Raw genomic sequence first — 13,986 nt, forward strand, 5'->3', positions numbered from 1 at the left:
CACACGTTGAGATATTGCCGCCACGCGTTTTACGGTAGTCTGAAAAGTGCCGCAGGCCCCGTTCCTGCGCGCGAAATCGCCACATGTTGACACAACCGATTGAGCCCCATGCTGACATTCACTCCCCGCAATCCCGAACGCACCGGCGATGATCGCCCGGCCTCTTCATTATGGGGCTATGTCTGGCGCATGAGTGGCTGGCATCAGGTTGTGGTATGCAGCCTTGCCGTGATTGTCGCCGCCCTTGGCATTGCCCCGATCGAGCTTCAGCGCCGGATTGTCGATAATGCCATCACGCCGCAGAATTTTGATCTTTTGATCGTGCTGGCGGCCATCTATATCGGCGTTATTGTCGTGCATGGTGGCATCAAGCTTGTGCTTCGGATGTATGAAGGGTGGCTGAGTGAAAGCGCGATCCAGTATAATCGCAAGCACCTGACGCGATTGCGCGCCCACAATCAGGCCGGCAGTGACGATGACAGCAACGGGCGCGCGGTTTCGATCATCGGGGCCGAGATCGAGAAACTTGGCGGTTTTGTCGGCGATGGGTTGTCCCAGCCGGTGGTCAATAGCGGCATGCTGATTTTCGGGCTTGGCTACATGATCAGTGTCGAGCCGATCATTGGCCTGATCGGGGTGATTGCCCTGATCCCGCAGGTTGCCCTTGTCCCGGTCATCCAGAAGCGCATCAACGCGCTGATCGAAGACCGGGTGGAGAAAATGCGTACCGTCAGTGACGAGCTGTCCGAACTTTCATCGGATAAAAGCGACGACGAACAGCTTGATCCGATCAACAAGGGCATCACCGCGCTGTTTGACAATCGCATGCGGCTGTTCCTGTTGAAATTCGGGATGAAGGCCCTGATCAACTTCCTTAATGCGCTGGCACCGATTTGTGTGCTGTTTGTTGGCGGCTATCTGGTGATCGAGGGGCAGACATCGGTCGGTATTATTGTCGCATTCATATCCGGGTTTGACCGGATGTCATCGCCGATGCGCGAATTGCTGTCCTATTACCGGGTGGCTGCGCAGGCGGCCGTTCAGCACAAGATGATTGCACGCTGGATGCAGTAACACCGACTGGCGGTCAAGCCTGGTCGGGATTGACCGCGTTTCGGCCGCACAGCTTAGCATCGATGCAACTGCAATCATTGCAGCTGCCTTCGACAAAGAAGCAAAAACGATTGCGTCCGCAATTTTTGGCGCGATAGAGCGCCTTGTCGGCATCGCGATAGATGGAGTCCGGATTGGCGTTATGATCAGCGCAGGTTGAGATGCCGATACTGATTCCGACATGTACTTCGTTGCCATCGATCATCTGCAGACGCGAGACTTCATCAATAATCCGCTGGGCGGGGATGGTCGCATCGCGCACATCTTCCATCAGTGGCAAGACGACGGCGAATTCGTCGCCGCCAAGACGCGCCACCACATCGGCTTCGCGGCAATTGCGCTTGATGATCTTGCCCACTTCAACCAGAAGCTTGTCCCCTACCGGATGACCGAAGGTATCGTTGACCGCCTTGAAACGATCAAGATCAAGCAGCATGAGAACGATTTTCTTTTCAAAGCGCTTGTTGATCTCAATGATCTGCGAGAGCATCGAATTGAACTGATAGCGATTGGAAAGCCCGGTCAGTTGATCGGTCTGAGCGAGCCTGCGAATTTCGGCCTCGACCGCTTTGGACGGCGTGATATCTGCATGCGTTCCCGACATGCGCAACGGCTTGCCTTCTTCGTCCCATTCAACGACCTTGCCACGATCCAGCACCCAGACCCAGCTGCCGTTCTTATGGCGCATGCGGCATTCGCACTCGTAGTATTCGGTTTCGCTGTTAAAGGTGCCATGCAACAGGGCTTCGGACTTTTCGAGGTCTTCGGGATGCGCGTGCGACAACCACGTATCAATGCTCACGGGCTCCAATTCTTCGAGCGTATAGCCGATGATTTCCGCCCAGCGTTCATTAAAGCGTGTTTCGCCGGTCCGAACATTCCATTCCCAGGTGCCGGCATTGGTCGCCCAGATGATCTCATTCAGACGCTGGCGTTCCTCGTCGAGTTTGCGGTTGGCATCCGTGAGCATGCGTTCGTAATGTTCGCGATCGGTAATATCGACATTGGTGGTGTGAATGTATTTACGTTCGTGCAGCTCAATGACGCCGGCATGAACCTCCATCTTGCGGATTTCACCGTTGCCCAACCGATGACGCACGACGAATGACAGCACACCTTTTTCGAATACATCGGCGACATGTTTGTGCAGCGATGGCGCGCCATCCACGTCAAGATCAGGTATCTTGCGCCCGACAAGGCCGCCATCGGCGAAGTCGTACAGGGCCTCGGCGGCTTGGCTGGCATCGACGATCCGGCCGTCCTCCGGATCGACCAGGATGTTTACCGCCGTTGTGTTGCTAAACATCTGGCGATAGAGCAATCCACGCTCGCGAAAGGCCGCTTCAGCCTGTTTTACATCCGTGATATCGGCAAATGAAACAACGACGCCATCAAAGGTGCCAGCCTCTTCGTTATGCAGGGGTTCGGCATTTACGCGGATCCAGGCAAACGCGTCATCGGGGCGTTTGATCCCCAGAACGACGCCGTATTCGCGCTTGCCGGTGACAAGAACCGTGCGGCCCGGCAGTTCGCCCCGCGCAAGCGGAGTGCCGTCTTCGCGTATAAAGCCCCAGCCATCGCGCAGCGGGACCTTGTGCGTCAGTTCGTCGCTGGTCAGTCCGAGAATCTCAAGCGCGGTATTATTGAATTCGACAACCGCACCGTTCGCATCATGGACCACGACACCTTCGGCAAGCGAATCAAGCAGTCGCTTGTGCAATTTGTCGCTGTTACGCAGCGGAGAAACCTTACCATCACACGATGACAGATCCGCCCCGCGTTCAAGTTCGGTCAAACAGCCCGAGGTCACGACCTCGCCAGTCGCAAGGGTGCGGCTGATGGCACAGTCTTCGACCGCGACCCAGTCGCCATTTTTATGACGCAGGCGAAAAGTTGCGCGCTTCTGGGTGCCATCAACGGTCGTCTGATCGGTGGACTTATCGGTTTTGGCGGTTTTGGCGAATGTGTCTGCGTCATCAGGATGGATCAGAGGCCCCCAACCCTGCGCGCGATCAAATTCGTCACCGACGGGATCATACCCAAGCAAGTCAAGAAGCCCGGCCCCGACATAGTTTCGCGACGGATCATTGCGGAAAAACTCATACAGGACCGTCGCCGGCACAGCTGCGCCAGCATGGCTTCCTGTCTGACTGGTCAAGTTTACCGACACGTTCATTCCATCGCCTTACTGGCGTCTCCTTCAGAAAACCGGATGAGCCGACTGTTGAAGCAGCACACCCTGATTGTGGTTGGGACATGATTGCAGTTCAGAATCACCGCCGGGCACTGCCATAACTACGCCCGGTCCATAGCTGGACACCCACAACAAACGATACCAACGTATAGGTATATTTTTATACTAATTAGAAATTGATGAAAAGCAGATTTTACAACGCAGGGACGGATTATTTTTCCGGCCTATCTTATTGATTTATATAGTGCGCTGAACAATCCCTTCGATAGTCGAATAGGGCCTCATACCCAAGCAGCATGAAAAAGGCGCACAAAAAAGGAGCAGTTACCTGCTCCTTTGTAGGGGATCGGACCTGAGAACGCGACCTTGTGCCTTAGCCAAGCAGCTCCAGATAGCGGCCAGCGGCCAGAAGTTCCGCGCGATGGCGATCAAGGCGGGCTTTGGCCTCGGCGTCGTCGCCCCACTTTTCCATGGAATACTCGTCATCAAGTTGTGCTGCCTCAAAGGCGGCCTCTGCATCGATCTGCTTGTTGATCACCGCAAGACCAATAATCACCGATCCCGAGACCGTGGTCACGCTGTGCAAAGCGGTGAGGTAATAATCATCAAACGCTTCGACATGATCCTGCAAACGCAGCAAAGACTGGTCTTCCTGTGTAATCGGCATCACACCTTCGGTGACGTTGAGCGCCACGCCAAGATCATTTTTCGACCAGTCAAGCAGCGGCTGCCAGGCCTTGGCCTGACGTTCGATCAAATCTTCCGGGTATGGGGCGCGATAGCACAAAAGGTCCGAGCGGCCATAACCGGTCAGTTCGGCAATGACGGCCGACCGGTTCGGGCGCACCCGGTCAATTGCGGTTGCAGCAAGCTGCATGATTGGCATCGTGGCTGGCTGGATTTTTTCCCCTTGGGAATCCCACTCCGCAGCGATTTCATGCGCCAGCACCTCGGTGGGCAGCAGGAAGTCAGCCTTGGCCGGCGTTTTCACCGCCCGACCATCCAGAAGCACGCACCAGCCTGCCCCGCTTTCATCAGCGGCGGCATCGGCCTTTTTATAGAAACGTTTGATCGATTGTGTAACCATGACCGCCATATGCCCAAAACCGACGTTTTGCGCAAGAGGTTTGCCAAACAATTTGCCGGATAAAGCATGTCGAATGAGCGATTATCAAGAATTTCTGTATAATTTTTGATCAAATTGCCCCATTGACCAAATAATAAACAACTCTACTCTGCTGGACGAAGGTTACAAAACCGCAACAAAGCGGGCGCATTGGTGACATGGCATGACCATTGCTAAGTGCGCATTGGATTTTATCAGGTGGCTGGATTGTTCGATCAATCCGCAATCAGGAGGCTTCTTTAAACATGACCACGCTTACGAACCGACTTTTGGGTGCAGCCATTGGTGCAGCTGTTGCCCTTGGCGCACAGGCAGCCCTGGCAGATATGGCGATCAAATTCTCGCTCGACTGGAAATTCGAAGGTCCGGCAGCACCGTACCTTCTGGCCAAGAAGAACGGCTATTTCGAAGATGAAGGCCTTGATGTCACCATTGACTCAGGCAATGGCTCAGTCGGTGCGATCACCCGCGTTGCCAGCGGCGCTTATGACGTATCACTGGCCGACATCAACTCGCTGGTCGAGTTCAACGCATCCAACCCGGATCGCGCCATGAAGTCGATCTTCATGGTTTATGACCGCCCGCCGTTTGCGCTGTTCATGAAAAAAGACTCCGGCATCACCAAACCGGAAGACCTTGTTGGCAAGACCCTTGGCGCACCGGTCTTCGATGCATCGCGCAAGCTTTATCCGGCATTTGCGTCGGCCACCGGCCTTGATCTGGATGCGGTGACCTGGGAAAGCATGGACCCGCCGCTTCGTGAACCGATGCTGGTGCGTGGCGATGTGGATGCGATTTCCGGTCACTACTTCACCTCGATCCTGAACCTGCAGGCACAGGGTCTTGCCAAGGAAGACCTGACCGTCTTCATGTACAAAGATTATGGCATGGACTTCTATGGTAACGGCATCCTGGCATCGCCGGACATGATGGAAAACCACCCGGAAGAGCTTAAAGGCTTCTTGCGCGGTGTGGTCAAAGGCTGGGCCGCGGCGATTGCCGATCCGGCTGCTGCCATCGCAGCACTCAAGGAAGCGGATCCGCTGATCAACCCGGATCTTGAACAGCAGCGCCTGCAGATGGCGATTGACGAAAACGTCATCACCCCGGCAACCCTTGAAGAAGGCATGGGCCTTGTCAAAGCCGACCGTATGGCCAAGGCCATCGATCAGGTTGCCCTTGCATTTGGGTTCGAAAACAAGCCAAGCGTTGATGACATCTATACCGATGCCTTCATGCCGTCTGCCGAAGACCGCATGCTGAAATAATCACCGTATTGAGCGGGGCAGTCGGGTTTTCGGCTGCCCTGTTTTTCATCTGCCCGTGCAGAACAGATAAAGAATAAAGACCAAGGCCAAGCAGGGGGAATAACTGCAGTGTCCAATAGCTTCGTCGAACTCAACGACGTCAAACTTCGCTACAGCGAAGGCGATGATCTGGCGCTTGAAACCACAAACATGAAGATCGACAAGGGCGAGTTCATTGCCGTTGTGGGGCCTTCGGGCTGTGGTAAATCATCCTTGCTGAAACTCGTTTCCGGCCTGATGCCGCCATCCGAAGGCAGCGTCATTGTCGATGGCAAGGAAGTTGCCGGGCCGCTTAAAATCGTTGGGATGGCATTTCAGAACCCGACCCTTTTGCCGTGGCGCACGACCCTTGATAACGTCCTGTTGCCGATGGAAATCGTCAAACCGCATCGCCACCGCCTGCGCAAGTATCGCGCGGAATATGAAGAACGCGCGCGCAAGCTTCTGGCGACGGTTGGCCTTGAAGGACATGAAGACAAATACCCGTGGGAACTATCGGGTGGCATGCAACAGCGCGCATCGCTTTGCCGGTCGCTGATCCATGAGCCTGAACTTCTGATGCTTGATGAGCCGTTTGGTGCCCTTGATGCATTTACCCGCGAAGAACTGTGGGACATTTTGCAGAACCTTTGGATGATCAAGCCGTTTACGGTCATTCTGGTTACCCATGATTTGCGCGAAGCGGCCTATCTTGCCGATACGATTTATGTGATGTCCAAACGCCCGGGCAAAATCCTGGTGGAGCGTGAAAACACCCTTGTCCGCCCGCGTGATCAGGAAACCACCTTTACCCAGCCTTTCACCGATCTTGTCCACGAATTGCGCAGTCACATCCGTGACGTGCGAGAATCCTAAGGAAGGGCGGGAAAAATCATGAAAAAGAAATTGAACCTTCGCAAAGCAACACCATGGTTGAGTGCCATCGGGCTTTTCGTCCTGTGGGAGCTGGTTGTGCGGATTTTCAACATTCCGCCCTATGTCCTGCCGACCCCGTCGGAAAGCATCATTGTCGGCTGGCAGTTCCATGAAGCGATCTGGATGCATGCCTATCACACGCTTTATACGACACTGGCGGGCTTTGCCATTGCCGTGGTGTTCGGCGTGGTGCTTGGCGCATTGGTCGGATCCAGCCGGGCAATCTATGACGCGGCCAACCCGCTTCTGGTCGGGTTTAACTCGGTCCCCAAGGTCGCGCTTGTCCCGGTTCTGGTGATGTGGTTTGGCATCGGGACGGTACCCGCGATCATTACCGCGTTCCTGATTTCGTTCTTCCCGATTGTGGTTAACGTCGCAACCGGTCTTGCAACCCTGGAGCCGGAATTGCGCGATGTTTTGCGATCCCTTGGCGCAACACGGCGTGACATCCTGATCAAGGTCGGTTTCCCGCGTGCGATGCCGTATTTCTTTGCGTCCCTTAAGGTCGCGATCACCCTGGCCTTTGTCGGGTCGGTGATTTCCGAAACCGTGGCATCGAATGTTGGGGTTGGTTATCTGATGCTGTCGGCATCGTCGAAATTCAACATGCCGCTGGTGTTCGCCGGATTGCTGGTGATCGCGGTGATGGGGATTGCGATGTATGAGATCTTTAACGTGATCGAACGCCGGTCGACCAAATGGGCAAACCGCGGCAATCCAACGAACTAAGCCCAATCTTCAGACAAATAAAAAGGCCGGGAATTTCCCGGCCTTTTTTCTTCGTACCATTGGCGATGATCAGCTGAGATGCTCATCAAAGAAGGCCTGCGTGCGCTGCCAGGCCAACATGGCATCTTCGCTGTCATAGCGACCGCCCGTCGGGTTGGCAAAGGCGTGATCGGCGTCATACCAGAAGAACTCGTAATCCGACTTGCCGGCAATACGCAGGGATTTCTCGAACCCTTCGACCATTTCCTTGTTGATGTTTTTATCAAGGGTGCCGAAATGGCCCATCAGCGGCGCATTAAGTGTTGCAACCTGTTCCGGGGTTTTGTTGACATTGCCGTAATAGATCACAGCCGCATCGATATCGGTCGCAAGCGCAGTATTAAGCGACCAGCCACCGCCAAAGCACCAGCCGACCGAGCCAACCTTGCCCGTTGAGTCCTTGTGGTTGCGCAGGAATTCGACCGAGGACTGCAATTTGCGGGTTGCGACCACCGGATCCATGCCCGACATCAGGGCACGTGCACCATCTGGCGTGGTTGCGGGCGGTTCGCCATACAGATCGACGGCAAGCGCGATATAGCCCTGCTTGGCATATTCGGCTGCCACTGCACGGATATGATCATTAAGCCCCCACCATTCATGGATCAGAATGACCGTCGGTGCTGGCAAGGTTGCGGGCATCGCAATTTCGGCGACCATTTCATCGCCTTCTGGCGTGGTGATGGTCACTTTATCAAGTCCCATGCCCGCCGCATGGGCCAGCATCGGGTCGGCAAGAATAACAGCCAAAGGCAGAGCAACTGCGCCTTTTAGAAACAGTCGGCGTTGTTCGTCGGTTGCCTTGGGCGGCGGACCGAGATGTTCGTGGGAGCCACATCCGTCAAGCGTACACATGTTCTAGCCTCCTCTTATTCCTGTTTTCCGGGGATATCCCCACTTAACATTGTTTGCGACAAAGAGTTGCGTTGGCAAATGACATTCCCGTCATCTGGCCCATCACCGGGCATTTCACCCATCACCTCACGCCGCTTCGTTTTGTTCAGGTTTTTGTACGGTGCGTTTCGTAACAAGGATCACGCAACTGCTGCTTGCGCCCAAGAGCCGCAGCTGATTTAACAGGGCCCGTCCACGGGCAGAGCGCCCCGCACCAAGCATACGGAGAAGACATGCGCGATATTGAAACAGTTCTGTTTGATCTTGGCGGGGTCCTTGTCGACTGGGACCCGCGCCATCTGTATCGCAAGATTTTCAATGACGATGCGGAGATGGAAAAGTTCCTTGCCGAGGTTTGCCATCCGCACTGGAACCACCTGCATGATCAGGGGATGCTGAGCTTTGCCAACTCCATTCCCGACCTTCAGCACCGCTATCCGCATTATTCTGATCAGATCGCCGCATGGCAGGAACGCTGGCCGGAGATGCTAAACGGGGCGATTGACCGCACAGTCGCGGTTCTGGAGGACCTTAAAAAGCGCAACAAGGTGCGTCTGTTTGCCCTGACCAACTGGTCGGCCGAAACATGGCCGCATGCGTTGGAACGGTTTGGTTTTCTTGATCAGTTCGAAGACATTCTGGTGTCGGGTCAGGAAAAACTGGCCAAGCCGGATCCGCGGATCTTTGACCTGGCCATTTCGCGCTTCAACCTGAACCCGCGCGAAACCCTGTTTATCGATGACAGCGACCGCAATATTCAGCAGGCGCGTGAACTGGGCTTTATCACCCACTGGTTCCGCGATCCGGTCAAATTGCAGCGTGAATTGATCGAATACCGGCTGTTCTGATCAGCGCTTTTGGCGCAGGTAATTGCCAAAGCATTCGCCAAAGGCAAATTCCCAGCCCTTGAGATAGCCTTCACGAAGTGCGGGTGCGATATCGCCGACATTTTCCCATGCCTTGTGTTCAAGCCGGATCACGCAGCGGCCAAATTCGTTGAGGTCAAATGAGACCTCGACCAGGGTAAAGTCGCCTTCATTCCAGCCCGGATGCCAGGTAAAGGACAGATGTTCACCCGGTTGCCAGCTTCGCACCTTACCCCAGGGGATGTCTTTCTGGCCCTTGGTGCGTTCGATGATTTCCCCCCCGACACCGTCATTGAACTCGACCGTCAGGCAATCCTTTTTCGAGATCGAATAGTTATCGGTTGGCCACCAGTCGCCAAAGCCCGATGTGAATGCGTCAAACGCGTCATCGGGATCAATGGCAAGGGTCAGTTCAAAACGGATGGGGGCCAGTTCCGGGTTTTTAAGCGGCGTCACGGTCAATTTCCCAAATTTCTTCGAGGGCAGCGGCCAGTTCATCAAAGTGGCTGATGACGGCATGCGCGCCAGCATTGTGCAGGGTATCGACCTCATGATAGCCCCAATCCACCCCAATGGCGATCATGCCTGCCGCCCGACCCATTTCGATGTCATAGCTGGTATCACCGACAATCACCGCATTGGGCGCATCGACCCCGGTTTCTTCGAGGGCGGCCATCAGCATGGCCGGGTTGGGCTTTGACGGGTGATTGTCGCAGGTCTGAAGGGTGACAAACCGGCCTTCGAGTTCATTGCGCGCCAGAACCGCATCCAGACCCCGACGGGCCTTGCCAGTCGCCACACCACTCAGCCATTGGCGGCTGTCGAGTTCGCCAAGGACTTCGCGCACACCGGGGAACAGCGGTTCGTGGAAATCAGGTGATTGGCGCAGGGTAAAGAAGGCGGTTTTGTAAGCCGCGGTCACGGCATCAATGACGTCATCATTTACCGGTGCCGGGCTTGCCAGTTTGGTGATGGCTTCGGGCAGGCTCAGACCAATGATTGTACGGGTATTTTCCAGCCCCGGGCAGTCCAGCCCATGCTCGGCAAAGGCATGATCCATGCAATGCGCAATGGCGTGCTGGCTATCAACAAGGGTGCCATCACAGTCAAAAATCACAAGTCGGAGCGGATCATTGGTCATGTAGGGTCTTTCATCCTGATTTTGGGAAAGCGGAGACTAATCGAAAGCGTTTCAAAGATCGAGTCTCCCGCCGTTGTTTGTCTGGTGATTTTTGTGCTTTGCGGGAAGCACCAGAAACTACAAGTGAATTTTGTATTACTGTTTTGACCGGAAAATGCGCGCTATAATTGAAATCTGGCCAACAGGACCCAGCCCGACAGAGGCAGGGCCTCAGCGACAGGAGGAACACCATGCTTACACTTAGCGATTGCATCGACTTCAGCGACCTCACCGAGGAGGAAGTGCTTGCCATTGCCGAGTGCGAGCACATCCCGATCGTCACCGCCCTTGAGGAGGGTGAGTGCTTGGTGCACACAAAACACGGCCGCAAACAGCTTGCCGTGATGATCAAGGGTCAGGCCGAAATGTGTGAACGTATGGGCAATACGGTTCATGCCGAACAGCTGAACCGGGTCTATGACACCTTCATCAAGCGTTTCGACAAAGTGAAAACCTAGTTCTGTTTCAACGCCGTTTGATCAGGAGGACGAAAAAGCCGACGCATTGCGTCGGCTTTTCGGTATCACCCAACTAGAGCCGTTGCTCCGGATCTATGGAAAAGCGAGAATTGCTCTGAAGCACTAGAACGTTGAGATATAAATTCCCACACCCATGCATCAAATGCGCGCCTTGGAATATTGAGAAGATCTGCGGCATATGAGAAAATAATCTTCACTGTATCGTAGTCTGAAGCTTCAACTCCGGCGTTTTTTACAAACAACTTCACGTGTCTATCGACGGCTACTGAATCAAGGCCCACCAAACAAGAGAGATAATCAACTGTCTTGGGTCCAACGCCATTAACATTAAGAAGATCATCGCAAAACTCATCGTTCAGCAGGTAACTTCTTAACACTGCCGTCGTATCGATGTCTTTAGAATGAAGAAAATTCAACAGACGTTCAAATCTGGCGATTTTCACGTTGTGTCCCCACATCAAGAACTCTGAAGTTCCGATCGTATCAATTAACTTGAGTATTCCAGAAGTTGTGTGAGCACTGGGATATAGAGCGTAGATGCGCTCCACCCTCGGGCGAACAACTGACCTGTAGTTCAATCCGGCTTGAAGAACTGAATCGGCGAGAAGAGCACCCATGTGTCTAACAGGCTGTCTGTTTGGGGTTGGAAACTCCAAAGCCCCATTGGATACTGCAAAGTCTGCTACCAACCGAGCATGACCAAGCAATTCACTCATATCCACCCCCATGTCTCTAGATAAGTTCGGCTTCTTCAAGCGCGGCAATTCTCTCGACGCAGTTCGGACAAGCACCACAAGGAATGTCGCTGTATATCTGGCAGGAATATGTAGTTCCAATTGGAACACTGAGCGTCTCCGCCATCCTTGCCACTTCAGCCTTATTCATTTCCCTCAAGGGTAACTCAAACCTTACCGGGCCGATATCTTCTGAAAACTCGCCCAACTCGTTGAAAAATGCGCTCGAACAATCCAACTCTTTTGCGTGATTACTATTGATAAATCCTGAATAGACCGATTGAATTCGCAGCGTTTGGGCAAATGCGGACGCAGCAGAAAAGAACATGAGGGTTCTATATGGGATATACATGTCGCTGTCACTAACTTGCTCTTCCCACAAATTTGGCTCACGAATTAATCGAGACGTCGAGAATTGGAAAATATCTGAAATATCAACTCGAACAGGTTTATCTACCGAATGCGGAGGAAGCACCTTGTGAAGGGTTTCCCATTCTTTCTCCACACAATGTTGGCCGTAGTCGAAAAAAAGTGGGGCGACTCGTATTCCTTGAGCAATCAACGAATATATAACTGTAGTTGAGTCCAAGCCCCCAGATGCCAGTACAATGACTTTATCCATGTTTACCGCCCTTCGAGAGCAGAGTAAAAACGGCATTCAGACAACAATCAATATCAGATGAGTAGGTATTCGCTCCCGCGACAACCATCGTATTATTTGCTTCTTGATTGGGATCGTAGACCACAACTGGTATGCCACGCTCAATAGCGATGCCGACTTCGACAAGTGTTCCCGGATCTTTATGTAATGGAATAGCAAAGACCAAACAGCATTCGTTAAGTAGCTCAATATCTCGATCATATGTCTGTTGAAGCGCACCGAGGCTGGAACCTAACGGTAATTGACCATTTTCGAAAACAGGACGTCTGACGCTAAAATTATGATACCTAAGTGAAGAAACCACCCGCTCAATATGCGATCGGTCGATGTAGTCAAAATCAGGCGCAGCAATATAGATGTGTAGATTCTGTCTATCTTGCCATGGAAGTTGGGTCCCTCCCAAGTGCTCCAAATCTTCTACACTAAGAGTTTCAGAACGTGCCACATAGGCCTTGAACGTATCTACATTAGTTGTCTGAGAGTAGGCTGAACTTGCTTGTACAGCTCGAATTCCGGCTTCACTGATGTCTTGCTCTTTTACGAGAGCAGAGACGTACCTAGCTGCAAAAACATCACCTACACCAACGGAATTTATTGTTGTACCTAGCTGAGCAGGCAATCCAAGTGGATCCATACCTTGTCGAAACACACGGGCCCCACCTCGGTTTTCTTTAAAAACAAAACTCGACACGCCCAATTTGGCACAGTCCGCTGCAATTTTTTCTATATCTTGCTGATAATTATCCAAGAACAACTTGGACGAAGTAGAAAGAAAGATACTCTCAAGCTTTGAGTTCCCAACGCGCAACTCGTTTAAGTCATTGATATCGTATGCAACGTCGATGTGAAGTTTCGAACTGTCATCTAAGAACGGTTCAATTACCTCAATTGGAAATTCTCCGGGGAAAATCAGGACATCACTATATTTCTCAACATTTTGATCAATTTCAGAACTACGACTGAACGACTTCTCGTCACGCAGCAGGCTATCGTACTCTTGATCCCCAACTTCCCTAGGATCGAAAATTAGCGTTACGTTTGGAGCCCCATTAACATAACCAAGCACACGAAAATTAGAGCATCCAAGAGAAGAAAAATATTTCCTTGCACTGTCCTCAAGGTAGCTTGGGAGACTAACGGCGACATCGAAATCGGCGTCCCAAGCCCACATTCCTCTTGCCGCATGAGTGACGCCACCAAGCCTGAGCTTGTTTTCGCTCCCTCTCGGCATAATCGTCACATCAACGATCACCTCACCAACTATAAGAATTTTTTTTCTTTCTTTTGCGCCTGTCATTTTGGAGCAAAATCCACAGTCACTTTGGCCACTGCGCCGACGCTCGAGCTAATGACTTCCCCTTCGTAAGAATATCCACCTCTCATACAAGCCGCGAGATAGTTCATCTTAGTTGGCAGGTTGCCAACGTCGTCACCAGAAGTTGTCTGCGCGACCAGTCGCTTATTGTGAACTAGGACCACCTTTGTTCCGACAGGTGGGACGGTATTGTGCGAGGTAAAATACCCACTATGGTTTACATCTTCCAGCGCAATAGAGAACGCCCTTTCACACCGATCCCCTTGACCACCATTACCATCTTCACTTCCAGATCCGGAACCTCCTGACCTGCCGGAAGAACCCGGATAATCGGAAAAACTACCTGAACCAGTACTTCCCATTTTACTCCTCCCTATAAGTATGACCTTTAATTGGATAAAATTACCTATGGTTGATATTCAACACAAACATAC

15 protein-coding genes are annotated in these 13,986 nt (G+C 52.8%); 6 read left to right on the plus strand and 9 right to left on the minus strand.

The genetic code is table 11. From position 1 onward, the window contains the following. The first annotated feature begins 108 nt into the window (after positions 1-108). A complete protein-coding gene (locus tag HED22_RS10645; RefSeq protein ID WP_167721956.1) occupies positions 109-1,074 on the plus strand; it encodes an ABC transporter ATP-binding protein in 966 nt (321 codons plus the stop codon). Positions 1,075-1,087: 13 nt separating this feature from the next. Here HED22_RS10645 and HED22_RS10650 read toward each other — a convergent pair whose 3' ends face one another. Then, entirely contained in the window at positions 1,088-3,283 is a 2,196-nt protein-coding gene (locus HED22_RS10650; RefSeq protein WP_167721964.1) for a diguanylate cyclase, read from the minus strand. A gap of 397 nt (positions 3,284-3,680) precedes the next feature. After that, the gene (locus HED22_RS10655) at positions 3,681-4,403 is read right to left on the minus strand and encodes an ATP12 family chaperone protein (RefSeq protein ID WP_167721966.1); all 723 of its coding nucleotides are present in this window, start codon (positions 4,401-4,403) and stop codon (positions 3,681-3,683) included. A 275-nt stretch (positions 4,404-4,678) separates the two neighbouring features. Between HED22_RS10655 and HED22_RS10660 the strand changes: the two genes are divergently transcribed. The 3 genes from HED22_RS10660 to HED22_RS10670 all read left to right on the plus strand — a co-directional run bounded on the left by HED22_RS10660 (position 4,679) and on the right by HED22_RS10670 (position 7,384). Continuing rightward, positions 4,679-5,701, plus strand: a complete 1,023-nt coding sequence (locus HED22_RS10660) for an ABC transporter substrate-binding protein (protein WP_167721968.1) — start codon at positions 4,679-4,681, stop codon at positions 5,699-5,701. A gap of 108 nt (positions 5,702-5,809) precedes the next feature. Continuing rightward, entirely contained in the window at positions 5,810-6,595 is a 786-nt protein-coding gene (locus HED22_RS10665; RefSeq protein ID WP_167721970.1) for an ABC transporter ATP-binding protein, read from the plus strand. An 18-nt stretch (positions 6,596-6,613) separates the two neighbouring features. Further along, positions 6,614-7,384: an ABC transporter permease gene (locus HED22_RS10670; RefSeq protein WP_167721972.1), complete on the plus strand. Its 771-nt coding sequence runs from the start codon at positions 6,614-6,616 to the stop codon at positions 7,382-7,384. A 69-nt stretch (positions 7,385-7,453) separates the two neighbouring features. On the opposite strand, the gene HED22_RS10675 is transcribed toward HED22_RS10670, so the two are convergent. Then, a complete protein-coding gene (locus HED22_RS10675; protein WP_167721974.1) occupies positions 7,454-8,278 on the minus strand; it encodes a dienelactone hydrolase family protein in 825 nt (274 codons plus the stop codon). Positions 8,279-8,550: 272 nt separating this feature from the next. On the opposite strand from HED22_RS10675, the gene HED22_RS10680 reads away from it, so the two are divergent. After that, on the plus strand, positions 8,551-9,165 hold the full coding sequence (locus tag HED22_RS10680) for an HAD family hydrolase (protein WP_167721976.1): 615 nt from the start codon (positions 8,551-8,553) through the stop codon (positions 9,163-9,165). Here HED22_RS10680 and HED22_RS10685 read toward each other — a convergent pair whose 3' ends face one another. Both HED22_RS10685 and HED22_RS10690 read right to left on the minus strand, forming a co-directional pair. Next, positions 9,166-9,639 carry an SRPBCC domain-containing protein gene (locus HED22_RS10685; RefSeq protein WP_167721978.1) on the minus strand — a complete coding sequence of 158 codons (474 nt, stop codon included), beginning with the start codon at positions 9,637-9,639 and terminating at the stop codon, positions 9,166-9,168. Further along, entirely contained in the window at positions 9,626-10,324 is a 699-nt protein-coding gene (locus HED22_RS10690) for an HAD-IA family hydrolase (protein ID WP_167721980.1), read from the minus strand. The genes HED22_RS10685 and HED22_RS10690 overlap by 14 nt, the downstream gene beginning before the upstream one ends. Before the next feature lie 230 nt (positions 10,325-10,554). Between HED22_RS10690 and HED22_RS10695 the strand changes: the two genes are divergently transcribed. Continuing rightward, positions 10,555-10,821, plus strand: coding sequence for a hypothetical protein (locus HED22_RS10695; RefSeq protein ID WP_167721982.1), 267 nt, complete (start codon positions 10,555-10,557; stop codon positions 10,819-10,821). 65 nt (positions 10,822-10,886) lie between these two features. Here HED22_RS10695 and HED22_RS10700 read toward each other — a convergent pair whose 3' ends face one another. From HED22_RS10700 to HED22_RS10715, 4 genes are read right to left on the minus strand one after another with little or no spacing between them, the layout of a single operon-like run. Beyond that, positions 10,887-11,558 carry a hypothetical protein gene (locus tag HED22_RS10700; protein WP_175581198.1) on the minus strand — a complete coding sequence of 224 codons (672 nt, stop codon included), beginning with the start codon at positions 11,556-11,558 and terminating at the stop codon, positions 10,887-10,889. A gap of 16 nt (positions 11,559-11,574) precedes the next feature. Next, entirely contained in the window at positions 11,575-12,198 is a 624-nt protein-coding gene (locus tag HED22_RS10705) for a 7-cyano-7-deazaguanine synthase (RefSeq protein ID WP_167721984.1), read from the minus strand. Further along, positions 12,191-13,534, minus strand: a complete 1,344-nt coding sequence (locus HED22_RS10710; RefSeq protein WP_167721986.1) for a nucleoside 2-deoxyribosyltransferase — start codon at positions 13,532-13,534, stop codon at positions 12,191-12,193. Before HED22_RS10710 ends, HED22_RS10705 begins: the two co-directional genes overlap by 8 nt. Next, positions 13,531-13,914 (minus strand): hypothetical protein, encoded by a 384-nt coding sequence (locus HED22_RS10715; protein WP_167721987.1) that lies wholly within the window; start codon positions 13,912-13,914, stop codon positions 13,531-13,533. The genes HED22_RS10710 and HED22_RS10715 overlap by 4 nt, the downstream gene beginning before the upstream one ends. Positions 13,915-13,986: the final 72 nt, after the last annotated feature.

Source organism: Thalassospira sp. HF15 (genome assembly GCF_011806525.1).
Taxonomy (GTDB): Bacteria; Pseudomonadota; Alphaproteobacteria; order Rhodospirillales; family Thalassospiraceae; genus Thalassospira.

Excerpts from the sequence above, each read along its gene's own strand:
- HED22_RS10645 (WP_167721956.1), top strand. The coding sequence starts at position 109 with ATGCTGACATTCACTCCCCGCAATCCCGAACGCACCGGCGATGATCGC.
- HED22_RS10655 (WP_167721966.1), bottom strand. The coding sequence starts at position 4,403 with ATGGCGGTCATGGTTACACAATCGATCAAACGTTTCTATAAAAAGGCC.
- HED22_RS10660 (WP_167721968.1), top strand. The coding sequence starts at position 4,679 with ATGACCACGCTTACGAACCGACTTTTGGGTGCAGCCATTGGTGCAGCT.
- HED22_RS10670 (WP_167721972.1), top strand. The coding sequence starts at position 6,614 with ATGAAAAAGAAATTGAACCTTCGCAAAGCAACACCATGGTTGAGTGCC.
- HED22_RS10675 (WP_167721974.1), bottom strand. The coding sequence starts at position 8,278 with ATGTGTACGCTTGACGGATGTGGCTCCCACGAACATCTCGGTCCGCCG.
- HED22_RS10680 (WP_167721976.1), top strand. The coding sequence starts at position 8,551 with ATGCGCGATATTGAAACAGTTCTGTTTGATCTTGGCGGGGTCCTTGTC.
- HED22_RS10690 (WP_167721980.1), bottom strand. The coding sequence starts at position 10,324 with ATGACCAATGATCCGCTCCGACTTGTGATTTTTGACTGTGATGGCACC.
- HED22_RS10695 (WP_167721982.1), top strand. The coding sequence starts at position 10,555 with ATGCTTACACTTAGCGATTGCATCGACTTCAGCGACCTCACCGAGGAG.
- HED22_RS10700 (WP_175581198.1), bottom strand. The coding sequence starts at position 11,558 with ATGAGTGAATTGCTTGGTCATGCTCGGTTGGTAGCAGACTTTGCAGTA.
- HED22_RS10705 (WP_167721984.1), bottom strand. The coding sequence starts at position 12,198 with ATGGATAAAGTCATTGTACTGGCATCTGGGGGCTTGGACTCAACTACA.
- HED22_RS10710 (WP_167721986.1), bottom strand. The coding sequence starts at position 13,534 with ATGACAGGCGCAAAAGAAAGAAAAAAAATTCTTATAGTTGGTGAGGTG.
- HED22_RS10715 (WP_167721987.1), bottom strand. The coding sequence starts at position 13,914 with ATGGGAAGTACTGGTTCAGGTAGTTTTTCCGATTATCCGGGTTCTTCC.